This window comes from Methylobacterium sp. CM6244 (assembly GCF_054817885.1).
The window spans coordinates 2,215,744-2,240,072 of record NZ_CM139247.1; the positions used below are offsets into that span (position 1 = coordinate 2,215,744).

Annotated in this window: 21 protein-coding genes; 6 read left to right on the top strand and 15 right to left on the bottom strand. The window is 63.9% G+C overall.

The annotated features are described in order from the left end of the window. Window positions 1–7: 7 nt before the first annotated feature. Window positions 8–238: a hypothetical protein gene (locus ACYQML_RS10275; protein ID WP_246747866.1), complete on the bottom strand. Its 231-nt coding sequence runs from the start codon at window positions 236–238 to the stop codon at window positions 8–10. A 132-nt stretch (window positions 239–370) separates the two neighbouring features. Here ACYQML_RS10275 and ACYQML_RS10280 point away from each other — a divergent pair, with 132 nt between their 5' ends. From ACYQML_RS10280 to ACYQML_RS10290, 3 genes are all read left to right on the top strand, one after another. Continuing rightward, on the top strand, window positions 371–2,848 hold the full coding sequence (locus ACYQML_RS10280; protein ID WP_461220787.1) for a heavy metal translocating P-type ATPase: 2,478 nt from the start codon (window positions 371–373) through the stop codon (window positions 2,846–2,848). After that, window positions 2,845–3,294: a Cu(I)-responsive transcriptional regulator gene (gene cueR / locus ACYQML_RS10285; RefSeq protein ID WP_461220786.1), complete on the top strand. Its 450-nt coding sequence runs from the start codon at window positions 2,845–2,847 to the stop codon at window positions 3,292–3,294. The genes ACYQML_RS10280 and cueR overlap by 4 nt, the downstream gene beginning before the upstream one ends. A 140-nt stretch (window positions 3,295–3,434) precedes the next feature. Then, the gene (locus ACYQML_RS10290) at window positions 3,435–4,604 is read left to right on the top strand and encodes a M20 aminoacylase family protein (protein WP_461220785.1); all 1,170 of its coding nucleotides are present in this window, start codon (window positions 3,435–3,437) and stop codon (window positions 4,602–4,604) included. A gap of 52 nt (window positions 4,605–4,656) precedes the next feature. On the opposite strand, the gene ACYQML_RS10295 is transcribed toward ACYQML_RS10290, so the two are convergent. The 9 genes from ACYQML_RS10295 to rimP form a co-directional block, all read right to left on the bottom strand. Beyond that, window positions 4,657–5,208 carry a TadE/TadG family type IV pilus assembly protein gene (locus ACYQML_RS10295; protein ID WP_461220784.1) on the bottom strand — a complete coding sequence of 184 codons (552 nt, stop codon included), beginning with the start codon at window positions 5,206–5,208 and terminating at the stop codon, window positions 4,657–4,659. 26 nt (window positions 5,209–5,234) lie between these two features. Continuing rightward, window positions 5,235–5,819 (bottom strand): TadE/TadG family type IV pilus assembly protein, encoded by a 585-nt coding sequence (locus ACYQML_RS10300; RefSeq protein WP_311275047.1) that lies wholly within the window; start codon window positions 5,817–5,819, stop codon window positions 5,235–5,237. Next, window positions 5,816–7,357, bottom strand: a complete 1,542-nt coding sequence (locus ACYQML_RS10305) for a TadE/TadG family type IV pilus assembly protein (RefSeq protein WP_461220783.1) — start codon at window positions 7,355–7,357, stop codon at window positions 5,816–5,818. The genes ACYQML_RS10300 and ACYQML_RS10305 overlap by 4 nt, the downstream gene beginning before the upstream one ends. Before the next feature lie 181 nt (window positions 7,358–7,538). Then, the gene (gene truB, locus ACYQML_RS10310; RefSeq protein WP_311275049.1) at window positions 7,539–8,564 is read right to left on the bottom strand and encodes a tRNA pseudouridine(55) synthase TruB; all 1,026 of its coding nucleotides are present in this window, start codon (window positions 8,562–8,564) and stop codon (window positions 7,539–7,541) included. A gap of 141 nt (window positions 8,565–8,705) precedes the next feature. Next, window positions 8,706–9,131, bottom strand: a complete 426-nt coding sequence (gene rbfA, locus ACYQML_RS10315) for a 30S ribosome-binding factor RbfA (protein ID WP_056431290.1) — start codon at window positions 9,129–9,131, stop codon at window positions 8,706–8,708. A gap of 142 nt (window positions 9,132–9,273) precedes the next feature. Further along, entirely contained in the window at window positions 9,274–12,189 is a 2,916-nt protein-coding gene (gene infB / locus ACYQML_RS10320) for a translation initiation factor IF-2 (RefSeq protein WP_207411573.1), read from the bottom strand. Further along, window positions 12,190–13,008, bottom strand: a complete 819-nt coding sequence (locus tag ACYQML_RS10325; RefSeq protein WP_207411574.1) for an RNA-binding protein — start codon at window positions 13,006–13,008, stop codon at window positions 12,190–12,192. Between the two features lie 178 nt (window positions 13,009–13,186). Further along, window positions 13,187–14,788: a transcription termination factor NusA gene (gene nusA / locus ACYQML_RS10330; protein ID WP_207411575.1), complete on the bottom strand. Its 1,602-nt coding sequence runs from the start codon at window positions 14,786–14,788 to the stop codon at window positions 13,187–13,189. An 86-nt stretch (window positions 14,789–14,874) separates the two neighbouring features. Then, window positions 14,875–15,648: a ribosome maturation factor RimP gene (rimP, locus tag ACYQML_RS10335; RefSeq protein WP_311275050.1), complete on the bottom strand. Its 774-nt coding sequence runs from the start codon at window positions 15,646–15,648 to the stop codon at window positions 14,875–14,877. A 238-nt stretch (window positions 15,649–15,886) separates the two neighbouring features. On the opposite strand from rimP, the gene ACYQML_RS10340 reads away from it, so the two are divergent. Continuing rightward, window positions 15,887–16,534, top strand: a complete 648-nt coding sequence (locus tag ACYQML_RS10340) for a CatB-related O-acetyltransferase (protein ID WP_461220779.1) — start codon at window positions 15,887–15,889, stop codon at window positions 16,532–16,534. A gap of 36 nt (window positions 16,535–16,570) precedes the next feature. Here the strand turns inward: ACYQML_RS10340 and ACYQML_RS10345 are convergent, their stop codons facing one another. From ACYQML_RS10345 to ACYQML_RS10355, 3 genes are all read right to left on the bottom strand, one after another. Then, window positions 16,571–17,161 (bottom strand): hypothetical protein, encoded by a 591-nt coding sequence (locus ACYQML_RS10345; protein ID WP_461235478.1) that lies wholly within the window; start codon window positions 17,159–17,161, stop codon window positions 16,571–16,573. A 113-nt stretch (window positions 17,162–17,274) separates the two neighbouring features. Continuing rightward, window positions 17,275–18,366 (bottom strand): PD-(D/E)XK nuclease family protein, encoded by a 1,092-nt coding sequence (locus ACYQML_RS10350; RefSeq protein WP_461235479.1) that lies wholly within the window; start codon window positions 18,364–18,366, stop codon window positions 17,275–17,277. 190 nt (window positions 18,367–18,556) lie between these two features. Next, window positions 18,557–19,588, bottom strand: coding sequence for an aspartate-semialdehyde dehydrogenase (locus ACYQML_RS10355; RefSeq protein ID WP_018044930.1), 1,032 nt, complete (start codon window positions 19,586–19,588; stop codon window positions 18,557–18,559). Between the two features lie 472 nt (window positions 19,589–20,060). On the opposite strand from ACYQML_RS10355, the gene ACYQML_RS10360 reads away from it, so the two are divergent. Together ACYQML_RS10360 and ACYQML_RS10365 are read left to right on the top strand one after the other, a co-directional pair. Next, window positions 20,061–20,954 carry a hypothetical protein gene (locus tag ACYQML_RS10360; protein WP_461235480.1) on the top strand — a complete coding sequence of 298 codons (894 nt, stop codon included), beginning with the start codon at window positions 20,061–20,063 and terminating at the stop codon, window positions 20,952–20,954. A gap of 101 nt (window positions 20,955–21,055) precedes the next feature. Continuing rightward, a complete protein-coding gene (locus tag ACYQML_RS10365) occupies window positions 21,056–21,460 on the top strand; it encodes a hypothetical protein (protein WP_056431263.1) in 405 nt (134 codons plus the stop codon). Window positions 21,461–21,549: 89 nt separating this feature from the next. Here ACYQML_RS10365 and leuB read toward each other — a convergent pair whose 3' ends face one another. Together leuB and ACYQML_RS10375 are read right to left on the bottom strand one after the other, a co-directional pair. Continuing rightward, entirely contained in the window at window positions 21,550–22,659 is a 1,110-nt protein-coding gene (leuB, locus tag ACYQML_RS10370) for a 3-isopropylmalate dehydrogenase (protein ID WP_461235481.1), read from the bottom strand. 97 nt (window positions 22,660–22,756) lie between these two features. Beyond that, complete coding sequence (locus ACYQML_RS10375; RefSeq protein ID WP_461220772.1) at window positions 22,757–24,241, bottom strand: SulP family inorganic anion transporter; 1,485 nt, start codon at window positions 24,239–24,241, stop codon at window positions 22,757–22,759. Window positions 24,242–24,329 lie beyond the last annotated feature (88 nt).

Genomic DNA, 24,329 nt, shown 5'->3' on the forward strand with positions numbered 1-24,329 from the left:
GGGTCGGTCAGTTCCGGCTGGTGCCGAGGCGCCTATATTGCGCCTCAATGATGGCCTTCAGCACAGGCAGGAAAGGCGAGGGGCTCAAGCGCTGGTCGACGGCACGGTCCAGCATGCTGAGAGCAGCCACCTGCTTCGCCGGGCCGGGAAACGTCGCGAGATAGGTCTCGATACAAGCATTCGCCTCTGCCTCACCCGCCGGGATGTCGGAGGTGATCAGCGCGCTCAGGGTTCGCATGCAGGTGTCGAGAGGCTGTATCATCGCCTCCCTATGACAAGGAAACGCCCCGGACGCCATGCACACGCGACGTGATGAGCCATGCGTCGCAGCCTTGACCATCCCACGATGGGAAGCCCCACATAGTCGTCCATGGATAACGTGATCGCTCCCCCGAGGCAGCGTCCCGGCACGGGACGTCGTCTCACTCTTCCCGTTGCCGGCATGAGCTGCGCGTCCTGCGTCGGCCGCGTCGAACGGGTGCTCGCCGCACTTCCCGGCGTATCGGAAGTGTCCGTCAATCTCGCCACCGGACGGGCCAGCCTCATCCTCCACGGCGACCCTGCCCATGCCGTCGCTGCCATCGGAAAGGCCGGTTACGAGGTGCCGGAGGCGGTGACGGAGTTGTCTGTCCGTGGCTTATCCTGCGCCTCATGCGTCGGTCGCGTGGAGCGCGCGCTTCGCGCCGTCGCCGGTGTGACGATGGCCAACGTGAATCTTGCCACCGGGCGGGCGACGGTGCGCCATGCTGACGGCGTCATTACGATCGCGGATCTCATCGAAGCCGCGAACGCTGCCGGTTACGACGCATCGGGCATCGAGAACGGGGGAGGGGACGCGCAGGCGAACCGGCAAGAGCGCGAGACCATCGGCCTTCGGCGGGATCTCATCTTCTCAGTCGTGCTGTCGGCGCCCATCGTCATCCTCGACATGGGAGGACATCTGCTCCCTGGCTTCGGCGACGCGATCCATGCCCATTTCGGAGACGCAGCCGGAATGGTGCAGGCCGTTCTGGCGACGCTCGTCCTGGCGTGGCCGGGGCGGCGCTTTTTCCGTCGAGGGATTCCCGCTCTATTGAACGGTCATCCCGATATGAACGCCCTCGTCGCTCTCGGGTCGGGAGCGGCCTATGTCTACTCCCTGGTTTCGGTCCTCGCTCCCCAGATTCTGCCGCCGGGAACGGCGCATCTGTACTTCGAGGCCTCCGTTCTCATCGTCACCCTGATTCTCCTCGGCCGCGTCCTTGAGGCCCGCGCAAAGGGGCGCACGGGGGCGGCGATCGCACGCCTGGTCGCCCTGGCGCCTTCCACGGCCCGAATCGTGCGGGACGGCCGCGAGGACGACATTCCCCTGGCTGACTTGCGGCTCGGCGATATCGTTCGAGTCCGCCCGGGGGAACGTGTGGCTGCGGATGGAGTGGTTGTAGCGGGTAGGAGCTTCGTCGATGAGAGCATGATCACCGGCGAGCCGGTGCCCGTGGCGAAGGACGAAGGCGACCGCACGGTGGGCGGCACGCTGAACACCAATGGCAGCCTCGATCTGCGCGTCGACACGATCGGCGCGCAAACGGTGCTGGCGCAGATTGTAACAATGGTCCAGGCGGCGCAGGGCACCAAGCTTCCGATCCAGGCTCTCGTCGACCGGGTGACGGGTTGGTTCGTCCCGGCGGTTCTCGGCGCTGCGTTGGTGACGTTCCTGGCGTGGCTGGCATTCGGACCGAGCCCCGCTCTCGGCTTCGCCCTCGTGAACGCCATCGCCGTTCTGATCATTGCCTGCCCCTGCGCCATGGGGTTGGCGACGCCGACCTCGATCATGGTCGGCACGGGGCGTGCGGCAGAACTGGGCGTGCTGTTCCGCAACGGTGCCGCCTTGCAGGCTCTCCGCGACGCCAAGGTCGTCGCCTTCGACAAGACCGGGACGCTCACCGAGGGTAAGCCCGCACTCACCGACTTCGTGGTGGCACCGGGCTTCGAGGCGGATACAGTGCTGGGACTTGCAGCATCCGTCGAAGCCCGCTCGGAGCATCCGGTCGCGCGCAGCATCGTCGATGCGGCTCTGAATCGGGGCCTTACTCTCATTCCTCCAGATCGATTCGAGGCTTTACCCGGCCACGGTGTCGAGGGGAGCGTCGACGGGCGGAAAGTCATCGTCGGTGCGCGACGCCATATGGACAGGCTCGGCATCTCCGTGGCCGATCTGGCGGAAGCTGCATCCCGGCTGGAGGGTACGGGAAAAAGCCCCCTCTACGTCGCTATCGGGGGACGGATCGCCGCCCTCGTCGCCGTATCCGACCCTATCAAGGTAGGTGCAGCCGAGGCCGTCTCGGCGCTCAAGGCACAAGGTTTGGTCGTCGCCATGGTGACGGGTGATGCGCGGGGAGCTGCCAGCGGCGTCGCGGCAAGGCTCGGGATCACCGAGGTCGCCGCCGAAGTGCTCCCCGGCGGTAAGGTCGAGGCCGTGCAAGCCTTGCGGGCCCGGTTCGGACCTGTGGCTTTCGTGGGGGATGGTATCAACGATGCGCCAGCCCTCGCCGAAGCCGAGATCGGCATTGCCATCGGGACCGGTACCGACATTGCCGTGGAGAGCGCCGACGTGGTGCTGATGGCGGGTGCTCTATCCGGCATCGTCTCCGCCATTGCGCTCTCGCGTGCAGTGATGCGCAACCTCGCGCAGAACCTGTTCTGGGCTTTCGCCTACAATGTGGCCCTGATCCCGGTGGCGGCGGGCCTGCTTTACGTTTTCGGCGGACCCCTGCTGTCGCCGGTTCTGGCCGCGGGCGCCATGGCACTGTCGAGCGTATTCGTCCTCGCCAACGCCCTTCGCCTCCGGCATGCCGGAGATCGGGGATGAGCGGTTCCGTCACCATCGGCGAGGCGGCGAAGGCCACGGGCGTCTCGGCCAAGATGATCCGGTATTATGAGGAGACCGGCCTCCTGCCACCGGCAGACAGGACGGCCTCCGGTTACCGGCTCTATGCCGAGAACGACTTGCACACCTTGCGCTTTGTGCGCCGATCCCGTGATCTCGGCTTTTCCGTTGAGGATATCGCCGGCCTCCTCGCCCTTTGGCAGGATCGCGGACGTGCCAGCGCCCAGGTGAAGGCCCTGGCCGTGCACCATCTGACGGATCTGCGCCGCCGCATCGCCGAGTTGGAGGCGATGGCTCGCACCCTGACGTCGCTTGCGGATCATTGCAGCGGTGATTCCCGGCCGGATTGCCCCATTCTCGATGACCTCGCCGCAGAGCATTCGCCACAGTCACGAAGTCCTCGCCGGACGAAGCCGCTCTCCCGCTAGCCCCTGGCGCCACGTTCTGCACATGATCCGTCGGCCGCAGCCTTTTAAATCGATCTAAATGGCCTCGCCATTGCTGGGATGCGCTATGGTCGGGAGGCTCTGCCCGAGACGAGGCAAGACGCGCGAAGAGACGTGACACCATGCCCATCGTCGACCGGATCGCAGCTCTGGCGGATGAGATCACCGCATGGCGGCACGACCTCCACGCCCATCCGGAGCTGCAATACGACGTCCATCGCACCGCCGGCTTCGTCGCCGACAAGCTGCGGGATTTCGGCTGCGACGAGATTGCCACCGGCATCGGTCGCACCGGAGTCGTCGGCCTCATCCGGGGGCGGTCGCACGGTTCGAACCGTGCCATCGGCCTGCGCGCGGACATGGACGCGCTACCGATCCAGGAGGTGCGGGATCTGGCCTATCGTTCCACCGCGCCGGGGCGGATGCATGCCTGTGGCCACGATGGCCATACCGCGATGCTTCTCGGCGCCGCCAAGTACCTCGCCGAGACCCGTGATTTCGACGGGACCGCAGTGATGATCTTCCAGCCTGCGGAAGAGGGCGGCGGCGGCGGCGAAGCTATGGTCCGAGACGGAATGATGGAGCGTTTCGGCGTCGAGACCGTCTATGGCCTGCATAATATTCCAGGCCTGGAACTCGGCCGTTTCGCGATCCGTCCCGGCCCGATCATGGCGTCCACCGACCGCTTCACCATCACGATCGAAGGGCGCGGCGGCCATGCCGCGCAACCGCATCTCGCCATCGACAGTGTTCTCGTGGCGAGCCATGTCGTGATCGCACTGCAATCGGTGGTCGCTCGTAGTATCAACCCGCTGGAAAGTGGCGTGGTGTCGGTCTGTGCCCTCGAAGCCGGCGATGCCTTCAACGTACTGCCCCAGCAGGTGACCATGCGGGGCACCATGCGCGCGCTTTCGAAGACGGTGCGCGCCACCATGCAGGAGCGCATCGGCGCCATCGTGGCGAACACCGCCGCCGCCTACGGTGCCAGCGCCCGCGTGGATTACAGCGGCGGATATCCGGTGACCGAGAACCACCCGGCCGAAGCGGATTTCATCGCCGACGTGGCGGCGGGCATCGTAGGCGAGGAACGAGTGGAGCGTGATGTCGCGCCGATGATGGCGGCGGAGGATTTCTCCTACATGCTGGCTCACCGGCCCGGCGCCTATATCTTCCTGGGCAATGGTGACAGCGCAGGCCTCCACCATCCGCATTATGATTTCAATGATGCCGCCATTCCGTACGGCGCCTCGCTCTGGGCTCGGGTAATCGAGACGGCGCTGCCAGCTCGCTGATCGTCTCGGAGACAGCAGGCCGTCGCAGCCGCCACGGACTGCGATTGATCTGTCACGTTGCGGGGCAGGGCACGCCACCGGGGAGTATGATCTCCTTCCCGTTGGTGGCGCGAACCGGCCAAGTCACTTCTTTCTCGAACGAGAAGGAGGTCAACGCCGGAAAGACAGGAAAGACAGGCTTATAGGAGATCGTCATCTTTGCGATGACATAGCGAGCCCGCTTCGTAGCTTCCGATGGGGGTGGCGCACCAAGGATCGTGGAAGCTGCATATTTCGGGGCGTTGACCGCCGTGCTCGAGCAGACCTTGGCTATGAGGGATCCGTCGTTCTGCTGGTAAACGCCCGCCGCCGTGAGGACGATCTTTGCTCCGCTGGCGTCGTAGGGCGCCATGATGTTGCGGCCAAGTTTATAGACGCCCTCTATCTCCGTCGTGGTCAATGTCGTTCGGGAGATCAGATCCGCCATCGAACGCGCGGCGCGATTGGCATGCTGTCCTGTCGTGTAAGCACGCGGCAACTCGATCGAACCCATGAAAAGCAGAATCATCACGGGGGCGATGAGGGCGAATTCCATGGCGGAAACGCCCGACTGGTCGGTGATCATCCGTCGACACTGAATGATCGCCCGCATCAATTCGCCTGACATTTTCCCTGCGCGTATGGCTCCGCGCGAAAGACCACCATCGAACGGATCATTTGCTCGTTGTTGGGGAGAGGCGGCAGCATCAGCTTCGACGTTGGAAAATAGCGAGGTATCGCCGCGATCGCGCAGATCGTCACGATGTCGTCTCCGTTGGGACACTCGAACTTCTTTCCGAAGCCCGTCGCTATCGACTGGCTCACATTATCGTAGGGCGAGCAGGTCACGAGGGTGTTGCTGCTCTCCGTGGCAGTGACCTCGATCTTGATCTTGTCCGTGCTGCAGTCGAACAGCGTGGCACCTCTACACATTTCCTGAATGAGCCGGATCGCTGGACTACTACTGTTGGATCCTTGCTGAAACGTGCCGGTGAAGACGGCCCGCGCCGCCCGATCGAGGGCGTTGTCGAACGAGATCTGGGCGACCATCAACATGGCGCCTTCGATCAACGCACCGAGCAGCATGAAGAACGGAACACCGACGATCCCGAACTCGACCGCCGTTACGCCGCGACGATTGCCTGGAAAATCCCGGAATGAGCGCGAAAGCAGGCGTGACGGCCAGCGGATCCTCATCGCGAAATCCGCATCTCGCTCATCTGCGACCCAATAGCCCTGAAGGCGTCGGTCAGCGTCGCGGAATTCTGGACATCGTAGAACTTGTCGGTGCCGCTCGCACAGTTGCGGAGGATGTCGCTGGCCCCTTCCGTTACCTCGACGCGGACCGTGAAGATGGTGATACCCGCATTCTTTATGTTCGTGCAAAGGGTTGAGAGCCGTGCATTCATGGCAGCCGTCCGGGTCGCGGTCGTGTTGGCATTGGTCCACATACGATTTTGCCAGCTGAAGCCGAGGCCAGAATAGATCGATGCATTCGCGGACGAGCTGACAGAGGAAGCGTTCTGTCCGTCCGTCATCAGGATCACGAACTTCCGAGTGTTCTTTTCGTCATACGGCACACCCTCCGCGAAGGGGCCGTTCGGCGACAGCAGATGCCATCCCCAGACCAGACCCATAGCGATGTTCGTATCGCCGACGATGGTCATCGCGTTGATCGCGTTGGTGAGCGTAGATTGTGCCGTGGTGAGGCGCGTGATGGGCTGGAGCTCGCATCCGGAATTCGGCCCGTAGCGATAGGGGACGGTGTCGCTGATCCGGCCCTTTTGTAAGATGGGATTCCTGGAATATTTTGTGATCTGGCCCTGCCGCGTCCGATGGTCGGCCACTGTCGATGTGGTCGTGTAGTCGCTCATGTAATCGTTGACGGCGTTCCAGTCCTTGTCGGATTCGTCGGGTGCGAAGAAGGGCACGAACAGGGTATTGGGATTGGCGATCGACGGCGGTGTATCCTGAACGTCGTAGGGCGCTGGCCTGCTCTCGACGCACCCGCCCCAAGCGACCCCCATTTGGCGGAAAAGGGTCAGGCGGTTCGCCGGGGAGACAAAGATACTCGAGTGATAGGAGGCCTTCGCATCCTTATCGAGCCATGACTGGGTTGCATTCGATGGACCGACATTCACGGTCATCGAGAACGGGACGATTCCGATTTTCAGGGCGTTGGGCTTAGCGGGATCGGCCTCTCTGAATAGACTCGTGACAAGGTCGTTAGCGGCTGCCTTCAAGTTGGTGATCTTCGAACCGCTCATCGATCCGGTATTGTCTAGAACGAGAGCGATCTCGAGATTGCCCGACCCGCGTATACCTGCTGCCGTGACTGAGACAGGGAAGGAATTATAGCCCGCGATCCTAGTCACGCTGGTCGGGCTCTTGGCGATGACCGAAACGGTGATCGTATTCTCCACCCGTGCAACAGTGACCTTCGTGTCGGCGTCCACCAACCTGGGAGCGGCAGCCCTGATCTGGTTCTCGGCCCTGGTCTGAAGCTCGGCAGTTGTCGTGGCCACCGGGAGCTTGAGCAGCGAGATAACTGTTGAATCGGCGGCATCCTGAAGACCCTGTTGGGCCATCGAATTCACGCCGTAATCGATCACCAATCCCGACAGCATCAGCAGGGGAACAGCGAGCAGGCCGAAGAAAATGGCGATCGCACCGTCGGTATCCCGGCGGAAGCGCGTCAGCAGGATCGTTGCAGAAAGTTCGCTTCGGCTCGTCATAGAGCCACGCGTAGAACGAACTTTCTAATGGAAAAGTAAATCTCTCCCGCCAACGGCTGTCGGCGAGAGATAAGGATATGTGAGCGTCAACAACTCGTAAGTTAAACGGAAGAATTTGAGCCCGTCGATACAATCGGCGCTCGACAAGATACTACTATCGGTAGCAGTGCTTCTACCTATTTCACGACTGACGCGCGGTACCACCAAGGTGGAAAACGCGGTGCGGGACGAGTTCACCGCGCTCGACATCGCCTACGGCCACGAGGATGCCGCCGCAGGTCGCAAAGGCCTTGCCTTCCGTTGGGGCATCTTGTCCCCGCAGCAGGACGGGTTGGCCCCGCATGAGCCGTAACGCCATGTCCCGTGAGACGGCCACCGAAACGACCGCATCGAGCGCAGTCTCCACCGGACGGAGATGTGCGGCGTTTCCATCCGGTCCACCCTCTTCGAGGGTGGCGACGAGGCAGGCCTCAGCCTCCGCGAAGGGCCCGACGCGCGTGCGGCGCAAGGCGGAGACATGCCCGTAGCAGCCGAGCACCCGGCCGAGATCGCGGGCGATGGCGCGCACATAGGTGCCCTTGCCGCACTCTGCCGCGATGATCGTGCGATCGGGCGTATGTTCCACCACGGAGAGATGGTCGATCTGGACCGGACGCGCCACGAGCTCCACCACTTCGCCGTCGCGAGCGAGATCGTAGGCACGTTCACCGGCGATCTTGATCGCCGAGTAGCGCGGCGGCACCTGCTCGATGGCTCCGACGAAGGCGGGCAGCGCGGCCTCTACGAGCGCGCGGTCCGGCCGTGTGTCGCTTGTCGCAACCGGACGGCCTTCCGCATCGTCGGTATCCGTCTCGATGCCCCAGGTCACGGTGAAGATGTAGGCCTTGCGGCCATCCATGACGAAGGGGACGGTCTTGGTTGCCTCGCCGAGGGCGATAGGCAGGATGCCGGAGGCCAAAGGATCGAGCGTTCCGGCATGGCCCGCCTTCTTCGCATTGAAGGCGCGCTTCACCACCGCGACCGCATGGGTCGAGGTCATTCCGACGCCTTTGTCCAGGATGACCCAACCGTTCACATCGCGACGCTTGGGCCTATCGGAGGCTTGGCCGCGCTGCTGGCGGCGACCCTGTGAGGGTCTTTCCTCGCCGGAACGGTGGGGCGACGGAGTGGCGACGTCGGGATTCTCGATCGTCGGATCGTTGATCATGATGTCCTCGTCGGCGGCGCGATGGAAGCGGCAGCTTTGGCAGCCCCGTAATCCCTATCGACGCCAGGGTCAGTTCTTGATGGGGTGTAACGCGAGGCGTCCGCTTTCCGGGTCCAATGAACCTCGTCGAGATGGCCGAACCTACGCGCCTGCGTCCGGCTCGTCCGCATCGCGCGGCTGCGATTCGAGATCGCGCCGCACCTTCTCGGACCTGAGAAGGGCGTCGATCCGATCCGCTTCGTCGAAGGTCTCGTCTCGCAGGAAGCGTAGATCGGGCGCAAATTTCAAATTCACCCGGCGGGCAACTTCCTGACGCAGTGCTTTCTTGTTGCGTTCAAGAGCCGCGATAACCGGTTTCTCGTCGAGGCCGCCGAGCGGCATGATGTAGGCCGTGGCGATCTTGAGATCAGGCGACATACGCACTTCCGGCACGGTAATGACATGCGAGCCCAGGACAGGATCCTGGATGTCGCCGCGCTGCAGCACTTCTGCGATGGCGTGGCGGATAAGTTCGGCCACGCGCTGCTGGCGCTGTGAAGGGCCGCTGGGATTGGGTTTCTGAGCCATTGTCGCTTGGGTCTCGGATCCGGGATCGCCTGGACTGGGCGCCCCGTTTTGCGGGGGCGCTCAGACGTACCGGCCGTCTGCAAAACAAAACGGCGGCTGCAGCGCGCGCTGCAGCCGCCGGGTTCGTCAAGCCGCGTCGCCTTTAGAGCGTGCGGCGGATCTCCTCGACCCGGTAGCACTCGATCGTGTCACCCGCACGCATGTCCTGGAAGTTCTCGAAGGACATACCGCACTCGTAACCTGAACCGACTTCCTTCGCGTCGTCCTTGAGGCGCTTCAGCTGAGACAGCTTGCCCTCGTGGATCACGACGCTGTCGCGGATCAGGCGGACATGGGCGCCACGCTGCACGACACCGTCGGTGACGCGACAACCGGCAATCTTGCCGACCTTCGACACGTCGAAGATCTGCAGGATCTGCGCCTCACCGAGGCGCTCTTCGCGCAGGGTCGGCGGCAGCATGCCCGAGAGGGTCGCTTTGATGTCATCCACGAGGTCGTAGATGATGTTGTAGTAGCGGATCTCGACGCCCTTGTTCTCGGCCGACTCGCGTGCTTCCTTATGGGCACGCACGTTGAAGCCGATGACGACGGCCTTCGAAGCCTCCGCCAAGGTCACGTCCGACTCGGTGATGCCGCCGACGCCCGCGAGCAGAATGCGCGCCGAAACCTCGTCGTTGCCGAGCTTTTCCAACGCGCCGATGATGGCTTCCACCGAACCCTGCACGTCGCCCTTGATGACGAGAGCCAGTTCCTTGCGGCCGAGGCCTTCCTTCAGGTCGCGCATCATGTCCACGAGCGAGCGGTTCGCACCGCCGGTTCGTGCAGCAATCCGCTCACGCTTCTGACGGGCGCGATACTCGGTGACTTCGCGGGCACGGGCTTCGTTCGGTACCACCGCCACGCGGTCGCCCGCATCCGGAGTTCCGTTGAAGCCGAGTACCTCCACCGGCACCGACGGGCCGGCATAAGGGATGCTCTCGCCCTTGTCGTCGATGAGGGCGCGGACACGCCCCCACTCGGCACCAGCAACGACGATGTCGCCGGTGAAGAGGGTGCCGCGCTGCACGAGCACCGTGGCGACGGGACCGCGACCGCGATCGAGCTTGGCCTCGATGACCGTACCCTCGCCGTCGCGTGCCTCGTTGGCACGCAGGTTCAGGATTTCGGCCTGCAGCTGCAGACCCTCGAGGAGATCCGGCAGACCGTCGCCGGTCTTGGCGGAGACTTCGAATTCCAGGGTCTCGCCGCCCATGGACTCGACCTGGATGTCATGCTGCAGAAGCTCGGTACGCACCCGCTGCGGGTTCGCATCGGGCTTGTCGATCTTGTTGATCGCCACGATGAGCGGCACGCCGGCCGCCTTCGCGTGGCTGATCGCCTCCACCGTCTGGGGCATGACACCGTCATCGGCCGCCACCACGAGCACGACGATATCCGTCACCTTGGCGCCACGCGCGCGCATGGAGGTGAACGCCGCGTGGCCGGGGGTGTCGATGAAGGTGACCATGTCACCGGATGGCGATGCGACCTGATACGCGCCGATATGCTGCGTGATGCCACCGGCTTCGCCGGAGACGACGGCCGTCTTGCGGATGGCGTCGAGCAGCGAGGTTTTGCCGTGATCGACATGGCCCATGATGGTCACGACGGGCGGACGCGGATCGAGATCCTCTTCGAGATCCGGCTCGTCGTTGAACAAGCCCTCTTCGACATCGGACTCGGCGACGCGGCGTACGGTGTGGCCGAGTTCCTCGGCGATGAGCTGGGCAGAATCCGAATCGATCACGTCGGTGATCTTGTGGATCTCACCCTGCTTCATCAGCAGGCGAATCACGTCCACGGCCCGCTCCGACATGCGGTTGGCGAGTTCCTGGATGGTGATCGTCTCGGGGATCGTCACCTCGCGGGAGAGCTTCTCTTTCTGCTCCACCTGCCGGTTGCCGCTCATGCGCTGCTGGCGGCGACGGAACGAAGCAACGGAGCGTGTACGCTCGTCCTCGCCCGACGTGGCGGTGGCGATGGTCAGGCGCCCACGATTACGGTCGCCGCCCGGCTGCTTGGGTGTCTTGGGCGGCGTGATGATCTTAAGCGGCATGCCGGGGCGGCGGATGACGCGCTTCTGCTCGCTCTCCTCCTCGGCAGCCTGAGGCCGACCCGGCGCGCGGGCGGCAGGCGTCGCACCGGCCGGACGTGCGGCCGTGGCAGCGGTGGGAGCCGCCTCGGGCTCGGGTGCGGGAGCCGGGCGGGCCATGAAGTTCAAATCGCGCGGCTTGCGCACGTCGGCCGTGATGGTCTTGCGCGGCTCTGCAGGCGTCGGGCGAGCCGTCAGAGGGGGACGGGCAGCGGGAGCTGCCGGACGCGCGGGCGCCGCAGCCTGCGGTGCGGGAGCGGGTGCTGCCGGAGCGGGCTTCGGGGCCGACGAGATCGGAGCCGAGACAGGAGCCATCGGCACGGTCTTGGAAACGGGCCGTGCGGGCGCAGACGGAGCAGCTGCGGCAGGAGCCGCCGCGGCGGCTTCCTTGGCTGCGGCTTCGGCAGCGCGAGCCGCCTCGCGAGCAGCCTCTTCCTCGGCACGCAGGCGAGCCTGCTCCTCGGCGCGCTGACGCTCCTCTTCCTGGCGGCGACGCTCCTCGGCCTCGCGCTGGCGGGCTTCCTCAGCCTCGCGAGCACGCTGCGCTGCAGCCTCTTCCTCGACCTTGCGGCGGGCTTCCTGCTCACGGCGCTGGGCATCGGCGAGGGCAGCGGCGCGTGCATCGCGCTCCTGCTCGCTCAATGTCCGAAGCACGACGCCGGACGCCGCCCGCTGGGCGGGACGCGGGACCGCGGGAGCGGGCGGCGCCACACGGGACGCCGGAGCGACCGGTTGCGTTTCGCGAACGGGAGCGGCCGGTGCCGCCCCGATGACACGGCGCTTCACAGTCTCGACCACGACCTGCTTGGAGCGGCCATGGGAGAAGCTCTGACGCACCGTTCCCTGCTCGATCGGGCGCTTCAAGGACAGCGGCTTCGAGGGGGGTCGTGCCTGCGTCTTGTCGCCCGGATTATTCGTATCGCTCATTCAGTCCAAACCCTGAGGGTTTCCATCGTCCCGTGAACCGGCAAACTGCTGTGCGCCGGGTAAATCCGTCTCGTCGTCGTCCTGCAGAGTCGAAGCGGTTTGCCCTGCTCGGGCGTAACCGGCCTCCTCGGCTGTCGTAGGCTTGCCCTCGAAAGAGCGTAGCCGACGCCAACGCGCAAGGCAGCCGGTGCTCCCGACTCCTGCGACAAGCGCCGCATGTATCACATGATCCCGACCCAAGGCCATGTCCAATTCTGCATTGGACAAATCATCGATGACCGGGACACGGGATATGGCATCGCCATGCCTCCGGTGCAATGCCGCGGCGATCTTCCTTCTACCGTCCGCGCTACCGTCGGAGGCTTGAATCACCGCTGCGACACCGGCCTTGTCCGCAATGGCGGACTCGACCTTGGCGAAACCGGCGACCAGGCAGCCTGCCTTGTTGGCGAGGGACAGGGATTGGCGCAGGTCTTCCCGCAGGATCGCTGCGATCCTGTCACCGAGGTCCGCCGGTGCGGCCGCATCCTTGGTCTTGAAGGCGCGTTGGAACAGCCGCTTCTTCAGCGCGGCTTCGACCGTGACGCGACTGGCAGTGAGCCATGCGCCGCGTCCTGGCAGTTTCGCCTTCAGATCAGTCACCACTTCCCCGTCGGGAGACAGAACGAAGCGGATCATGCCTTCCGGATTCTGCGACATTCGGGTGACAAGGCATGTGCGCATTGCATTGCGCCGACCGCGCCCGAAGCCGGAATCGAGTAAAGTGCTCGGCTCCGGCTCAGCGGCATCTTGCGCTGCATCTGCGTATTCGCCTGTCATATGGCGGTTGGACCCTTCTACGTCTTGGGCTGTTCGGCCGTGCCGGACCTGCCAAGTCACGTTAAGGCAGGGTGGCGATTCGAGGCCCGGGCACCGACCCGGTCGTTCTGCGCTTGGACGTTGTCGTCACCTTCTCCCTCGATTTCGTCGAGGGAGAAGGCGGTGAAGTCGCCTGGGATCAGACTGCCTCGGGTTCCCCGTCGGTCTGTTCGCCCTCGTCAGCCTCAACGGGTGCTTCGATCCAACCAGCCTTGACGCGAGCCGCCATGATCATGGCCTCAGCCTCGGCACGGGAGATTTCGAACCCGTCGAGATAGCCCGCATGTTTGGTGGCCTCGGGGCCGCGTCCCTCGGTGTAGCCCACGAGATCGTCCGTGGCGCAGCCGGCGAGATCTTCGACCGACTTCACGTCGTTCTCCCCGAGGGCCACCAGCATCGGCGTGGTCACGCCATCGATCTCGCGTAAGTCGTCGGCGACGCCGAGTTCCTGGCGCTTGGCATCGAATTCGGATTCGACGCGGGCGAGGTGATCCTGGGCGCGAGCCTGGATCTCCGTGCCGCTTTCCTCGTCGAGACCCTGAATGTTGGCGAGTTCGCCCGGCTCGACATAGGCGATTTCCTCGACGTTCCGGAAACCCTCCGCCGCGAGGAGCTGACCTACCGTCTCGTCGACGTCGAGGGCCGCCATGAAGACCGCGGTCCGCTCGGCGAACTCCTTCTGGCGCCGCTCCGATTCCTCGGCCTCGGTCAGGATGTCGATGTCCCAGCCGGTGAGTTGCGAGGCGAGGCGCACGTTCTGGCCGCGACGGCCGATAGCCAGCGAGAGCTGATCGTCGGGCACCACCACCTCGATGCGGTCGGCCTCCTCGTCGAGGACCACCTTGACCACTTCAGCGGGCTGAAGCGCATTGACGATGAAGGTCGCCTGATCCTCGGACCACGGAATGATGTCGACCTTCTCGCCCTGCAATTCGCCCACGACCGCCTGGACGCGGGAGCCGCGCATGCCGACACAGGCGCCGACGGGGTCGATGGAGCCGTCCCGCGAGATGACGGCGATCTTGGCGCGCGAGCCCGGATCGCGGGCCACCGCCTTCACTTCGACGATGCCGTCGTAGATCTCTGGCACTTCCTGGCCGAACAGCTTGGCCATGAATTGCGGGTGGGAGCGCGACAGAAAGATCTGCGGGCCACGCACTTCGCGGCGCACGTCGAACAGGTAGGAGCGGATGCGGTCGCCAGGGCGGAAGGTCTCGCGCGGGATCATCTCGTCACGGCGCACGATGCCCTCGCCGCGACCGAGATCGACGATGACGTTACCGTACTCGACCCGCTTGACCAGGCCGTTGACGATCTCGCCGATGCGGTCCTTGTACTCGTCGAACTGACGGTCGCGCTCGGCGTCACGCACCTTCTGAACGATGACCTGCTTGGCCGATTGAGCGGCGACGCGGCCGAAATCGAAGGGCGGCAGCGTGTCGGAGATCACGTCCCCCACGAGCGCGCCCGGATTGTAGCGCCGAGCCTGATCCAGCGTGACCTCGCGGGCGTCGTTCTCGACCTCGTCCACCACCACGAGATGGCGGGACAGGCGGAGCGCGCCGGTCTTGGGGTCGATCTCTGCATGGACATCCGTCTCCGCGCCGTAACGGGAGCGAGCGGCCTTGGCGATGGCCTCCTCCATGGCGTCGATGACGATGGAGCGGTCGATCACCTTCTCGCGGGCGACCGCTTCGGCAATCTGCAGGAGTTCGAGTCTGTTGGCGCTGACGACAGCCATCGGATTTCGTCCTTCTCTTCGTCGTATGTTCTTCTCGGAACCCTCAGCGCGCCATCGGGCGCCCGCCGGAGTTCCGAACGAATGCTCTAATGAAGCTTGCCGTCGTCCTTGACCCGTACCGCCTTGGTGCGGACTGGCTTGGCCTTGTTGGCCCGACTTGCCTCGGTCTCGATCTTTTCCGGCTTGGGCTTGGCCGACGCCTTGGGCTTCAGCGGCCGCTCGACCTTTTTCTTGAGAGGGACGGGAGGCGCGACTTCAGCCTCGTCACCCTCCTCGCTCTCGTCTTCGTCCTCATCGTCCAGCATCGGCGGCGGCCCGCCGCCACGTCGTAGCGATTCGCGCACGAGATCGTCGGTCAGGACGAGATAGGCGTCGCCCAGATCGCGAAGGGGCAGGTCGATACGGCTCGGAAGGCCCTCCTTCACGTCGGGCAGATCGATCGGCACCGTGAGGCCATCCGGGTTGGGTGCTCGGATGATCCCGCGAAACCGCTTCCGGCCGTCGAGGGGTATCGCCAACTCGATCTTGGCTTCGTAGCCGGCCCAACGCTCGAAATCGACGGCCCGTACCAGCGGCCGGTCGATGCCGGGGGAGGAGATCTCCAAATAATAGGCCTTGCCCACCGGGTCATCGAGATCGAGGAGGGGAGAGATCGCCCGGCTCACGGTCTCGCAATCGTCCACCGTCATGGTGCCGTCGGGCCGCTCGGCCATGATCTGCACGGTGCAGCCATTGGCGCTCGACACCCGCACCCGGACCACGCGATAGCCGAGGCCCTCGATCGAAGCCTCGATGACCTGCACGACCCGTGCGGCGACGCCGGTCTCGGTGATCAGACGTTTTTCGGAAGTGTCCGCCATGCTGCGCTGTACGTCCGGCCTTGCGTGAAGCGATCCGGTGCGAGAGGCATTGCGGCAATAAAAAAGAGCGGACCCGGTGGGGCCCACTCCCGAACCGCAGCCTCAAGACTGCAACCAGAACTGATGCTCTATAGCTAATCCGATCGTCGCCTCGTTTCAAGCTATTTCACGTGGGCGTTCCTCGGTAGAGCGCGCCCATCCCGCTTCTTCTCCAAACCCTTTTCAGGGAGCTCCGACCATGACTGCCGATTCGTCATTCGGACCCGATCCAGCCTGCCTTCACCCCGTCCCGGGACACAGCCGCATCACCTTCATTCGTAATCTTCAACTGCCGCCGAATGTCGAGGTCGGCGCCTACACCTATTACGACGACCCCGCCGGCCCGGAGGCCTTCCTCGACAACATCCTCTACCACTTCGCCTTCCTGGGCGACCGCTTGCGAATCGGTCGCTTCTGCGCGTTTGCGGCGGGCACACGCTTCCTCATGAACGGGGGCAACCACCGCCTCGACGCGCCCTCCACCTACCCGTTCGTCATCTTCGGCAGCGCCTGGGCCGGACGCTTCCCCGGAGAGATGGCCTTTCCCAACCGGGGCGACACGGTGATCGGCAACGATGTCTGGCTCGGCTACGACAGCACGATCCTACCGGGAATCCGCATCGGCGATGGTGCCGTCGTTGCCGCCAAATCCGTGGTCACCCGAGACGTACCCCCCTACGCCATCGTCGCCGGCAACCCGGCCACGCTCGTGCGTATGCGCGTACCGCCCGACATCGCCGCGCGACTCCAGGCCGTGGCATGGTGGGACTGGGATGCGGAGCGGATCACCCGGTGCCTGCCGGCGATCAGTGGTGGGGATGTGGCGGCGTTGGAGGCCTCGGTCTAATGCCGGCTTGCCTGTCGCCCTAGTCTTCTCGCCCACTTACGGGGCGGCCGATGCATCCTCCTCCAGGGGAAACAGGCTCGGTCTCCAAAATGGTTCGAGGGGACTTCCGACGATGGTCTCAGCTTCCCAGCGATGCAACAGGGTGGCGAGAGCGTCCCGATCGTCGGCCATGAGCGGCTCGCCGATGAGGCAGGTCCGGTCGTTGATCAACTGCCAGTGCGCATCCTCCATCACGGCCCCGTTGCAGTAATGCTTACCTATCTTGGACCAGATCGTCCGAGCCTCATCGAGTTCGCCGAGCGCAATGCAGGCGACGAGATGCCAGTCCAGACCGAGACGTCCGACCGTGGCGGGACGGGTGCGGGCGAAGTCGAGACACTTTCGCGTCGTGTCCAGGGGGCGAAGGATCGCCAGGGCATCCGCTTCGACGCGGGTGAGGAAATCGTCGTAGATCGTCGGGTCGGACCAGAACCAGCCCTGGCCACCCTCGAAGCCTTCAGAACGGGCAATCCTTTCGCTGCATCGCCCGAGTGAGGACGATGAACGAACTCCGGGCATGAAGAACTCGACGAGGTACCAGCTTGCAACGCAATAGGCCGGATTGCTCGTCCGATCGAGGTGGATCAATCGTCCTATAGATTCGATGGGGAGAAGCCAGAAGGAGTTTCTACCAGCAGCGACAAGATCAATATTTTTGTCGATCAAATTCTTGGCAAGGCCTTTAATTTGTTTAATGGTCGTCATTTTATCGGTCTCACTTGAATGATAATTATACCATTTGATTGCGGCCAAAATTTCTTGGCGGATCTGGCTAGAAACAACGCTCTTTTTGAGCTTAGCCCCGCCGATCCAGTTTTATAATCATAGACGCAGACTGTTTGATTTGGTGAGAGTTCGAAAAGATCGAGGCGTGCTGAACCCTTTTCTCCATAATCTGCTTCATCGCCGGTACTGCTTATCGAAAATTCGACGCGCACATCGGGATAAGCCCTTGCAATGAATGTGTGTGCGATATCGACATGGATCATGGTGCCGAGTTGCTGTCTCGTCAGAAGGGGATTCAAGGCTGTCAGCCGTTTCGTCGCCTCGTCCGTTACGGCTTGCACTTCGGCGTTGCGTGGACAAGCTTGGTCTAGTGTCGTCTGATCGACCGGACCAACCCAAATGAGGGGAAGTTTTTTGTCCGGATATGGGTCGAAGTCGTAGCGCAGTGCCGTTCTGCCCGGTGCCTTGCCGAATCCCGGCCTCCGAGCTTCCAGATAGGTGAAGAGAAGCGCCGCCGCTTCAAGAGTGACCTTGACGGCCGGAGCGACGACGAAAGCCGGCAGAAAGACCTGTTGTATTGTGGGCTGGGATTGCGATTCGGATAACGCGAACGCGCCACGCGAGAGAACCTCTCCCGATGCCCCGTCGCGGATGGTCTGAACGTCGCCCGAATTCTCGAAAATCCTGCTTTCGCCATCCGGTGTGACGACGGCGTGCTGGTCGTCCCACTCTCCGCGTCCCGAGCGAATACGCAGCGATAGAATCCGAGCCCCGTTATTGGTGACGGTTTCCTCTCGCGTGGACCTGCCTGACGTGCTTCCGTTATCGATGGAGGATCGGAGTGTCTGACCGGTTGATGGACGATCGGTCAGGCGACTGCCTCCGACGCCTCCGTCGGAGACCCACCGCCCACCATCGCTTTGGCCGGCGGGCGCACGGGGCTGGGCTGGATCGTACTTCCGGTCCAGGCTCTGTTGGAGTCGGATCAGTTTTGTCTCCGTCGCCAGTATGGCGAGTTGGCGACGGAGGGTTTCGGCTTCATGCCCGCGTTTGGAAGTGCCCCACATCGCGATCACCAATGTTCGTGTTTTGTTCTAATACTGGCTATCCTAAAATAGGAACATTTTCAATTGAAATGCATCTCCTCCTGCTTCGTTAGGGGGATTGGCCATAAAAAAACGCCGCCCCGTGAACGGGACGGCGTCAATGACAATGGCCGGTCGGTGGGTTTCGGCCCGAGGACTGGAAGTGGAGTGATCAGGCCGCCGCCCGCTCCTTCAGGAGCTTCCGGTTGATCAGCATCTCGGCGATCTGCACCGTGTTCAGGGCCGCGCCCTTGCGCAGGTTATCGGCGACGCACCAGAACGAGAGGCCGTTATCGACCGTCGAATCCGCGCGGATGCGCGAGACATAGGTCGCGTCCTCGCCGGCCGCCTCGTGCGGGGTCATGTAGCCGCCGGGCTCACGCTTATCGACGACCAGGATGCCCGGTGCCGAACGCAGGAGGGCAGTCGCCTCCTCGGGCGAGATCGGATGCTCGAATTCGACGTTCACCGCCTCGGCATGGCCGATGAACACCGGCACGCGCACGCAGGTCGCCGTCAGCTTGATCTTGGGATCGAGCATCTTCTTGGTCTCGGCGACCATCTTCCACTCTTCCTTGGTGGATCCGTCGTCGAGGAACACGTCGATTTGCGGGATGACGTTGAAGGCGATGCGCTTTGGGAACTTCTCCATGGTCATCTGGCCAGCGGTGAAGACCGAACGGGTCTGTTGGAACAGCTCGTCCATGGCTTCCTTGCCGGCGCCGGAGACCGACTGATAGGTCGCCACCACCACGCGGGTGATCTTGGCCACGTCGTGCAGGGGCTTCAAGGCGACGACGAGCTGCGCCGTGGAGCAGTTCGGGTTGGCGATGATGTTCATCTTCGAGAAGCCGGTGATGGCTTCCGGATTCACTTCCGGAACGATCAGCGGTACGTCGGGATGGTAGCGAAAGGCCGACGAATTATCGATGACGACGCAGCCGGTCTGGCCGATGCGCGGCGACCATTCCTTCGACGTCTCGCCGCCGGCGGACATCAGGCAAATATCGGTGTCGGAGAAATCGTAGGTGTCGAGCGCCTTCACCTTCAGGATCTTGTCACCGAAGGAGACTTCCTGCCCGGCGCTGCGGCGCGAGGCGATAGCCACGACCTCATCGGCGGGGAACGCCCGCTCCGACAGGATGTCGAGCATCTCACGGCCAACATTGCCCGTGGCACCGACGACGGCGACCTTGTAACCCATCTCTCCAACTCCGCTTCGTGATGCCCTGGTTCCCCGCCAGGGCCGGGCTCATCGCCTCGGCACCGCCGGCAGGGTCGTTGGCAAGTCTCCGTGTACCGGTCCCATGAGAATCCGCAGGGTTTCCCGGTCACGACCTGATTGACCGGCCGGCTGCGAAAACGCGTCGTCCCGCGGACTTGCCGGCACGCCCCGTCCCGTTCGACCCTTCGATAGGACCACTTTGACTTCAAGCGGCGGAGCAAGACGCCTCGTCTCCGCGACTGTCAAGAGTTGCGCTGCATGCGAGACTTTCGTCGCGGCACAAACAGGACCTGCCGATAGACGCAACGTGTATCGGGCAACGATTGATTCACCGCAAAATCGAAAACCCTCATCCGGTCACCCGGTGTGAAACCCGGCCTACGCAGCCTCGAGAGCATGGTCGCTCCCACGTGGCGAAAGCCTCCAGAAGAGTCACCGGTTTCAGGGTTTCATGCATCGCATCGCCGTACAGGACGAAACCAGCCATCGGCTCCCCAAGCGCAAGGCTCGCTCGTCATTGCGGCTTGCCGTGCCTTGTGTCGCGGCACTCGCCTGTGTCGGCGCAGCCGGGCAGTTCGTCGGTGGTGAGCCGAAACACGATGAGACGAAGTCGGGGGCGATTGTGTCGACCGACACGAATGCCCAGCCGTTCGTCCCCACCGCCGCCGTGAATGTTCGCCAGGCTCTGCCCATTGCCGAAACGGCCCCGCGTTATCGGCTCGACGATCCTGACGCCCTCGATCAGGCGAAGATCGAGCCAGCACGGATCAACCCGGCCACGGGCCAGAGGGAGGACCGTCTCTCACAGGGTAAATTCGACGCGGCGGAGGCACCCTATCTCAGCCTCACCGTCACAGAGGGCTCCACACCTCCCGTGAGCCTGTTCGTCACCATCGCCCGACGGGCCGCGGACGGGCAGGGACTCGCCGTCGTACGATCCGGCGAACGAGGGTTGATCGCTACCAAGTTCGGTCCGCTCGAAACCTTGGAAGCCACGTTGAGCGGTCCGGTGACGCGGATCTGTACCGGTTTCTCCAATGCGGGGCAGAGCGGGCTGATTCCACTGACCCCGCGCATCGATGGCTGGCTCTGCGCTCCGTTGAGCCAGCCGCCGGAGCCGCGCGCCATCGTCTGCGCCCTGGACAAGCTCGTTCTGAATGGCCAAGCTTCCGCAGGCCTCGAAGCGGCGTATCGCGTGTTCGAGGAACGGCGGGTGGAGGGCTGCGCGCCGCGTGTCGCGGCCGTCCCCAACCGAGAGGCCGCCGGAGAAACCGGATCGATCTCGAAACGCCGCATCCGACATAATGAGGCGAAACTGCGGCGAAGCGACCAAGCGCGGCCTTAGGCCGGGAACAACAGCGCCGCTGGCACGTCTACTCACCATGAATGGCCGAGTTTCTTAAGGAAATCGGGCCTAATCTCACACAGGTTCAACGAAGGTCCGTCATGCGCACTGCCACGATTGCCCTGATGGGCGCACTCACCCTTACCGCTGTCGGCGCGAGCACCGCTGTCGAGGCGCAGGGTCGTTACGCCCCCGGTATCCGCGTCAGCCAGCCGCTGCCGATCCGCATCCGTCCGCGCAGCTGGCTCGATGCCGGCAACGTCGTCGAGGCGAATAACGGTTCGATCAGCAACCCGGCGACCAACCCGCACTTCATCACGGCCAGCTACCTGAATTCGCCGCCCTACGGCCGAAACGATCGCTTCGGCGGTGCGATCTTGCCCGATCCGATCACCAACGGCCCGTTCGTGGGCGCCCGTTCCAGCGCGATCCACAACATCGACTTCTCCGGTGTCGATGCGATCGACCCCACCTCCTACGTCTCTCGCAACGGCAACCCCTACTAAGGGCAGTCGTCGGACGATGGACCGAGAAAGGCGCCGACCCGGTTGGGTCGGCGCCTTTTTCATGTCCGGACGAGACCGCTGTTCGCGCTTCAGCGCACCCGCGACTTGAGAGCCGCCACGACGGCCTCGCCCATCCCGGCGGTCCCCAGCGGCGTCACGCCCTCTCCAGCGATATCCTTCGTGCGGGCACCCGCCGCGAGTGCATCGGTGATCGCGCCGTTGAGTAGGTCGGCCGCCTCGCCGAGGCCGAACGAGTAGCGCAACGCCATGGCGAGCGAGCCGATCATGGCGATGGGGTTGGCGAGATCCTGGCCCGCAATATCGGGTGCCGAGCCATGGACCGGCTCGTACAATGCCTTGCGGCTTCCCTTCGAATCCACTGCTCCGAGCGAAGCGGAGGGCAGCATGCCGAGGGAGCCCGTGAGCATCGCCGCTACATCCGAGAGCACGTCGCCGAAGAGGTTGTCGGTCACGAGGACGTCGAACTGCTTCGGGCGGCGCACCAGCTGCATGGCGCAATTGTCGGCGAGCACATGCTCGAGCTCGACATCGCTGTAATGCTCGGAATGGACCTTGGTGACGACCTCCTTCCACAGGACGCCGGATTTCATCACGTTGTGCTTCTCGGCCGAGGCCACGCGGCCCGAGCGCTTGCGCGCCAGATCGAAGGCCACATGGGCGATCCGCTCGATCTCGCCCGTGGTGTAGACCTGGGTATCGACGGCGCGCTTGGTACCGTCGGGGAGGGTGGTGATTTCCTTCGGCTCACCGAAATAGACGCCGCCGGTGAGTTCGCGCACGATCATGATGTCGAGACCCTCGACGAGCTCGCGTTTCAGCGCGGACGCATCCGCCAGCGCCGGGTAGCAGATCGCCGGCCGCAGATTCGCGAACAGGCCGAGATCCTTGCGGAGCCGCAGAAGCCCGGCCTCGGGACGGATGTCGTAGGCGACGCCGGACCATTTTGGGCCGCCCACCGCGCCGAGCAGGATCGCATCCGCCGCGTCCGCCCGCGCGAGGGCCTCGTCGGTGAGGGGCACGCCCTGAGCGTCGATGGACGAGCCGCCGACGAGGTCGGTCTCGGTCTCGAACGTGGCGAGACCGGTCTCGGCGAGTGCACCGATCACGGTCTTCACCTGGGCCATCACCTCCGGGCCGATGCCGTCACCGGGGAGGAGGAGGAGCTTGTAGGCGGTCATGGGAGCACTCGCGGGCAAGGGGTGATGCGTCGCGCGGCTGTAGCGACGGGCTCGGGCGCTTGGCAAGTCTCCCGCTCGATCCCACTCTTCCCGTCGCTCAGTGACCCGGCCCCGCGAGGGCCGCCCAAGGCTTCTGATGAGTGCCGACCCGGTCGACGAGGGTGGTCGTCGCCGTGTTCATTCCGACGATCTCGACGGGTATGCCGTGGTGCCGGAATTTCAGCACCACCCTGTCGAGGGCACTGATGCTGGTGATGTCCCAGAAATGCGAGGCGGAGAGATCGATCACCACCCCGGTCAGGTCGTCCTCGCGGAAATCGAAGGCGGAATGGAACGCCTCCGCCGTGGCGAAGAAGATCTGGCCCGTCACCCGGTAGGTACGGATGCGGCTGGCCTCGTCGCGTACCGACGACATACCGAAGAACCGCGTCACCTTGTGGGCGAAGAACAACCCCGAGAGAACGACCCCGAACAGCACACCCTTGGCAAGGTCATGCGTCGTCACGACGACGGCCACCGTTCCGAGCATCACCGCGCTCGAACTCTTCGGGTGGGTCAGCAGCGTCCGCACGGAGTTCCACTGGAAGGTGTTGATCGAGACCATGATCATTACCGCGACGAGGGCCGCCATCGGGATTTGCGCCACATAGGGGCCGAGAACCACGATGAGGAACAGCAGGAACGCGCCCGCCCACAGCGTCGAGAGACGGCCCCGCCCGCCGGACGAGACGTTGATGACCGATTGCCCGATCATGGCGCAGCCGGCCATGCCGCCGAAGAGACCGGAGGTGACGTTGGCGAGGCCCTGGCCGGCGCATTCGCGGTTCTTGTTGGAGGTCGTGTCGGTCATCTCATCGAGGATGGCCGCAGTCATCATGCTCTCGAGCAGGCCGACCATCGCCAGGGTGAGGGCGTAGGGCAGGATGATCTGCAGTGTCTCCAGAGTGAACGGCACCTGGGGGAGGGCGAAGACCGGTAATTCGCTCGGCAGGGCACCCATGTCGCCCACGGTCCTGATGTCGAACCCGAACCAGACCGAGATTCCGGTGAGAGCGAGGATCGTGATCAACGGTGAGGGGACGGCCTTCGTCAGGTAGGGGAGGCCGTAGATCATCGCGAGGCCGATGGCGGTCATGGCGTAGACGACCGGCCCGCGGCCGATCAACTCCGGCATCTGCGCCAGGAAGATGAGGATCGCCAGGGCGTTGACGAAGCCTGTGACCACCGAGCGCGAGACGAAGCGCATGAGGTTGCCGAGGCGCACGGCACTGGCGACGATCTGGAGCAACCCGGTGAGAATGGTGGCCGCGAACAGGTAGCCGAGTCCATGCTCCTTCACGAGCGTGACCATGACGAGGGACATGGCGCCGGTGGCAGCCGAAATCATGGCAGGACGCCCGCCGGCGAAAGCGGAAATGACGGCGATGCAGAACGAGGCGTAGAGACCGACTTTCGGGTCGACGCCCGCGATGATCGAGAAGGCGATGGCCTCAGGGATCAGCGCCAGGGCGACCACCGTGCCGGCCAGGATTTCACGCGTGACGTCGGGAGCCCACTCGCTCCGGAAGGACTGACGGTTCATGGGGAATGGCTTTCATCGTCCCCGCGCGCGAAGCGTCGACAGGGACAGGCATCTTGATGACCGGGCGCTCAAGCGCTCACCGGGCACG

Bases quoted from the DNA above. Each gene is read 5' to 3' on its own strand.
- ACYQML_RS10325 (WP_207411574.1), bottom strand. From the start codon at position 13,008: ATGACAGGCGAATACGCAGATGCAGCGCAAGATGCCGCTGAGCCGGAG.
- truB (WP_311275049.1), bottom strand. From the start codon at position 8,564: ATGATCAACGATCCGACGATCGAGAATCCCGACGTCGCCACTCCGTCG.
- ACYQML_RS10355 (WP_018044930.1), bottom strand. From the start codon at position 19,588: ATGGGTTACAAGGTCGCCGTCGTCGGTGCCACGGGCAATGTTGGCCGT.
- nusA (WP_207411575.1), bottom strand. From the start codon at position 14,788: ATGGCTGTCGTCAGCGCCAACAGACTCGAACTCCTGCAGATTGCCGAA.
- ACYQML_RS10280 (WP_461220787.1), top strand. From the start codon at position 371: ATGGATAACGTGATCGCTCCCCCGAGGCAGCGTCCCGGCACGGGACGT.
- ACYQML_RS10375 (WP_461220772.1), bottom strand. From the start codon at position 24,241: ATGAACCGTCAGTCCTTCCGGAGCGAGTGGGCTCCCGACGTCACGCGT.
- rbfA (WP_056431290.1), bottom strand. From the start codon at position 9,131: ATGGCTCAGAAACCCAATCCCAGCGGCCCTTCACAGCGCCAGCAGCGC.
- ACYQML_RS10300 (WP_311275047.1), bottom strand. From the start codon at position 5,819: ATGAGGATCCGCTGGCCGTCACGCCTGCTTTCGCGCTCATTCCGGGAT.
- leuB (WP_461235481.1), bottom strand. From the start codon at position 22,659: ATGACCGCCTACAAGCTCCTCCTCCTCCCCGGTGACGGCATCGGCCCG.
- ACYQML_RS10365 (WP_056431263.1), top strand. From the start codon at position 21,056: ATGCGCACTGCCACGATTGCCCTGATGGGCGCACTCACCCTTACCGCT.
- ACYQML_RS10295 (WP_461220784.1), bottom strand. From the start codon at position 5,208: ATGATCACCGACCAGTCGGGCGTTTCCGCCATGGAATTCGCCCTCATC.
- cueR (WP_461220786.1), top strand. From the start codon at position 2,845: ATGAGCGGTTCCGTCACCATCGGCGAGGCGGCGAAGGCCACGGGCGTC.
- rimP (WP_311275050.1), bottom strand. From the start codon at position 15,648: ATGGCGGACACTTCCGAAAAACGTCTGATCACCGAGACCGGCGTCGCC.
- ACYQML_RS10275 (WP_246747866.1), bottom strand. From the start codon at position 238: ATGCGAACCCTGAGCGCGCTGATCACCTCCGACATCCCGGCGGGTGAG.
- ACYQML_RS10305 (WP_461220783.1), bottom strand. From the start codon at position 7,357: ATGACGAGCCGAAGCGAACTTTCTGCAACGATCCTGCTGACGCGCTTC.
- ACYQML_RS10290 (WP_461220785.1), top strand. From the start codon at position 3,435: ATGCCCATCGTCGACCGGATCGCAGCTCTGGCGGATGAGATCACCGCA.
- ACYQML_RS10340 (WP_461220779.1), top strand. From the start codon at position 15,887: ATGACTGCCGATTCGTCATTCGGACCCGATCCAGCCTGCCTTCACCCC.
- infB (WP_207411573.1), bottom strand. From the start codon at position 12,189: ATGAGCGATACGAATAATCCGGGCGACAAGACGCAGGCACGACCCCCC.
- ACYQML_RS10350 (WP_461235479.1), bottom strand. From the start codon at position 18,366: ATGTGGGGCACTTCCAAACGCGGGCATGAAGCCGAAACCCTCCGTCGC.
- ACYQML_RS10360 (WP_461235480.1), top strand. From the start codon at position 20,061: ATGCATCGCATCGCCGTACAGGACGAAACCAGCCATCGGCTCCCCAAG.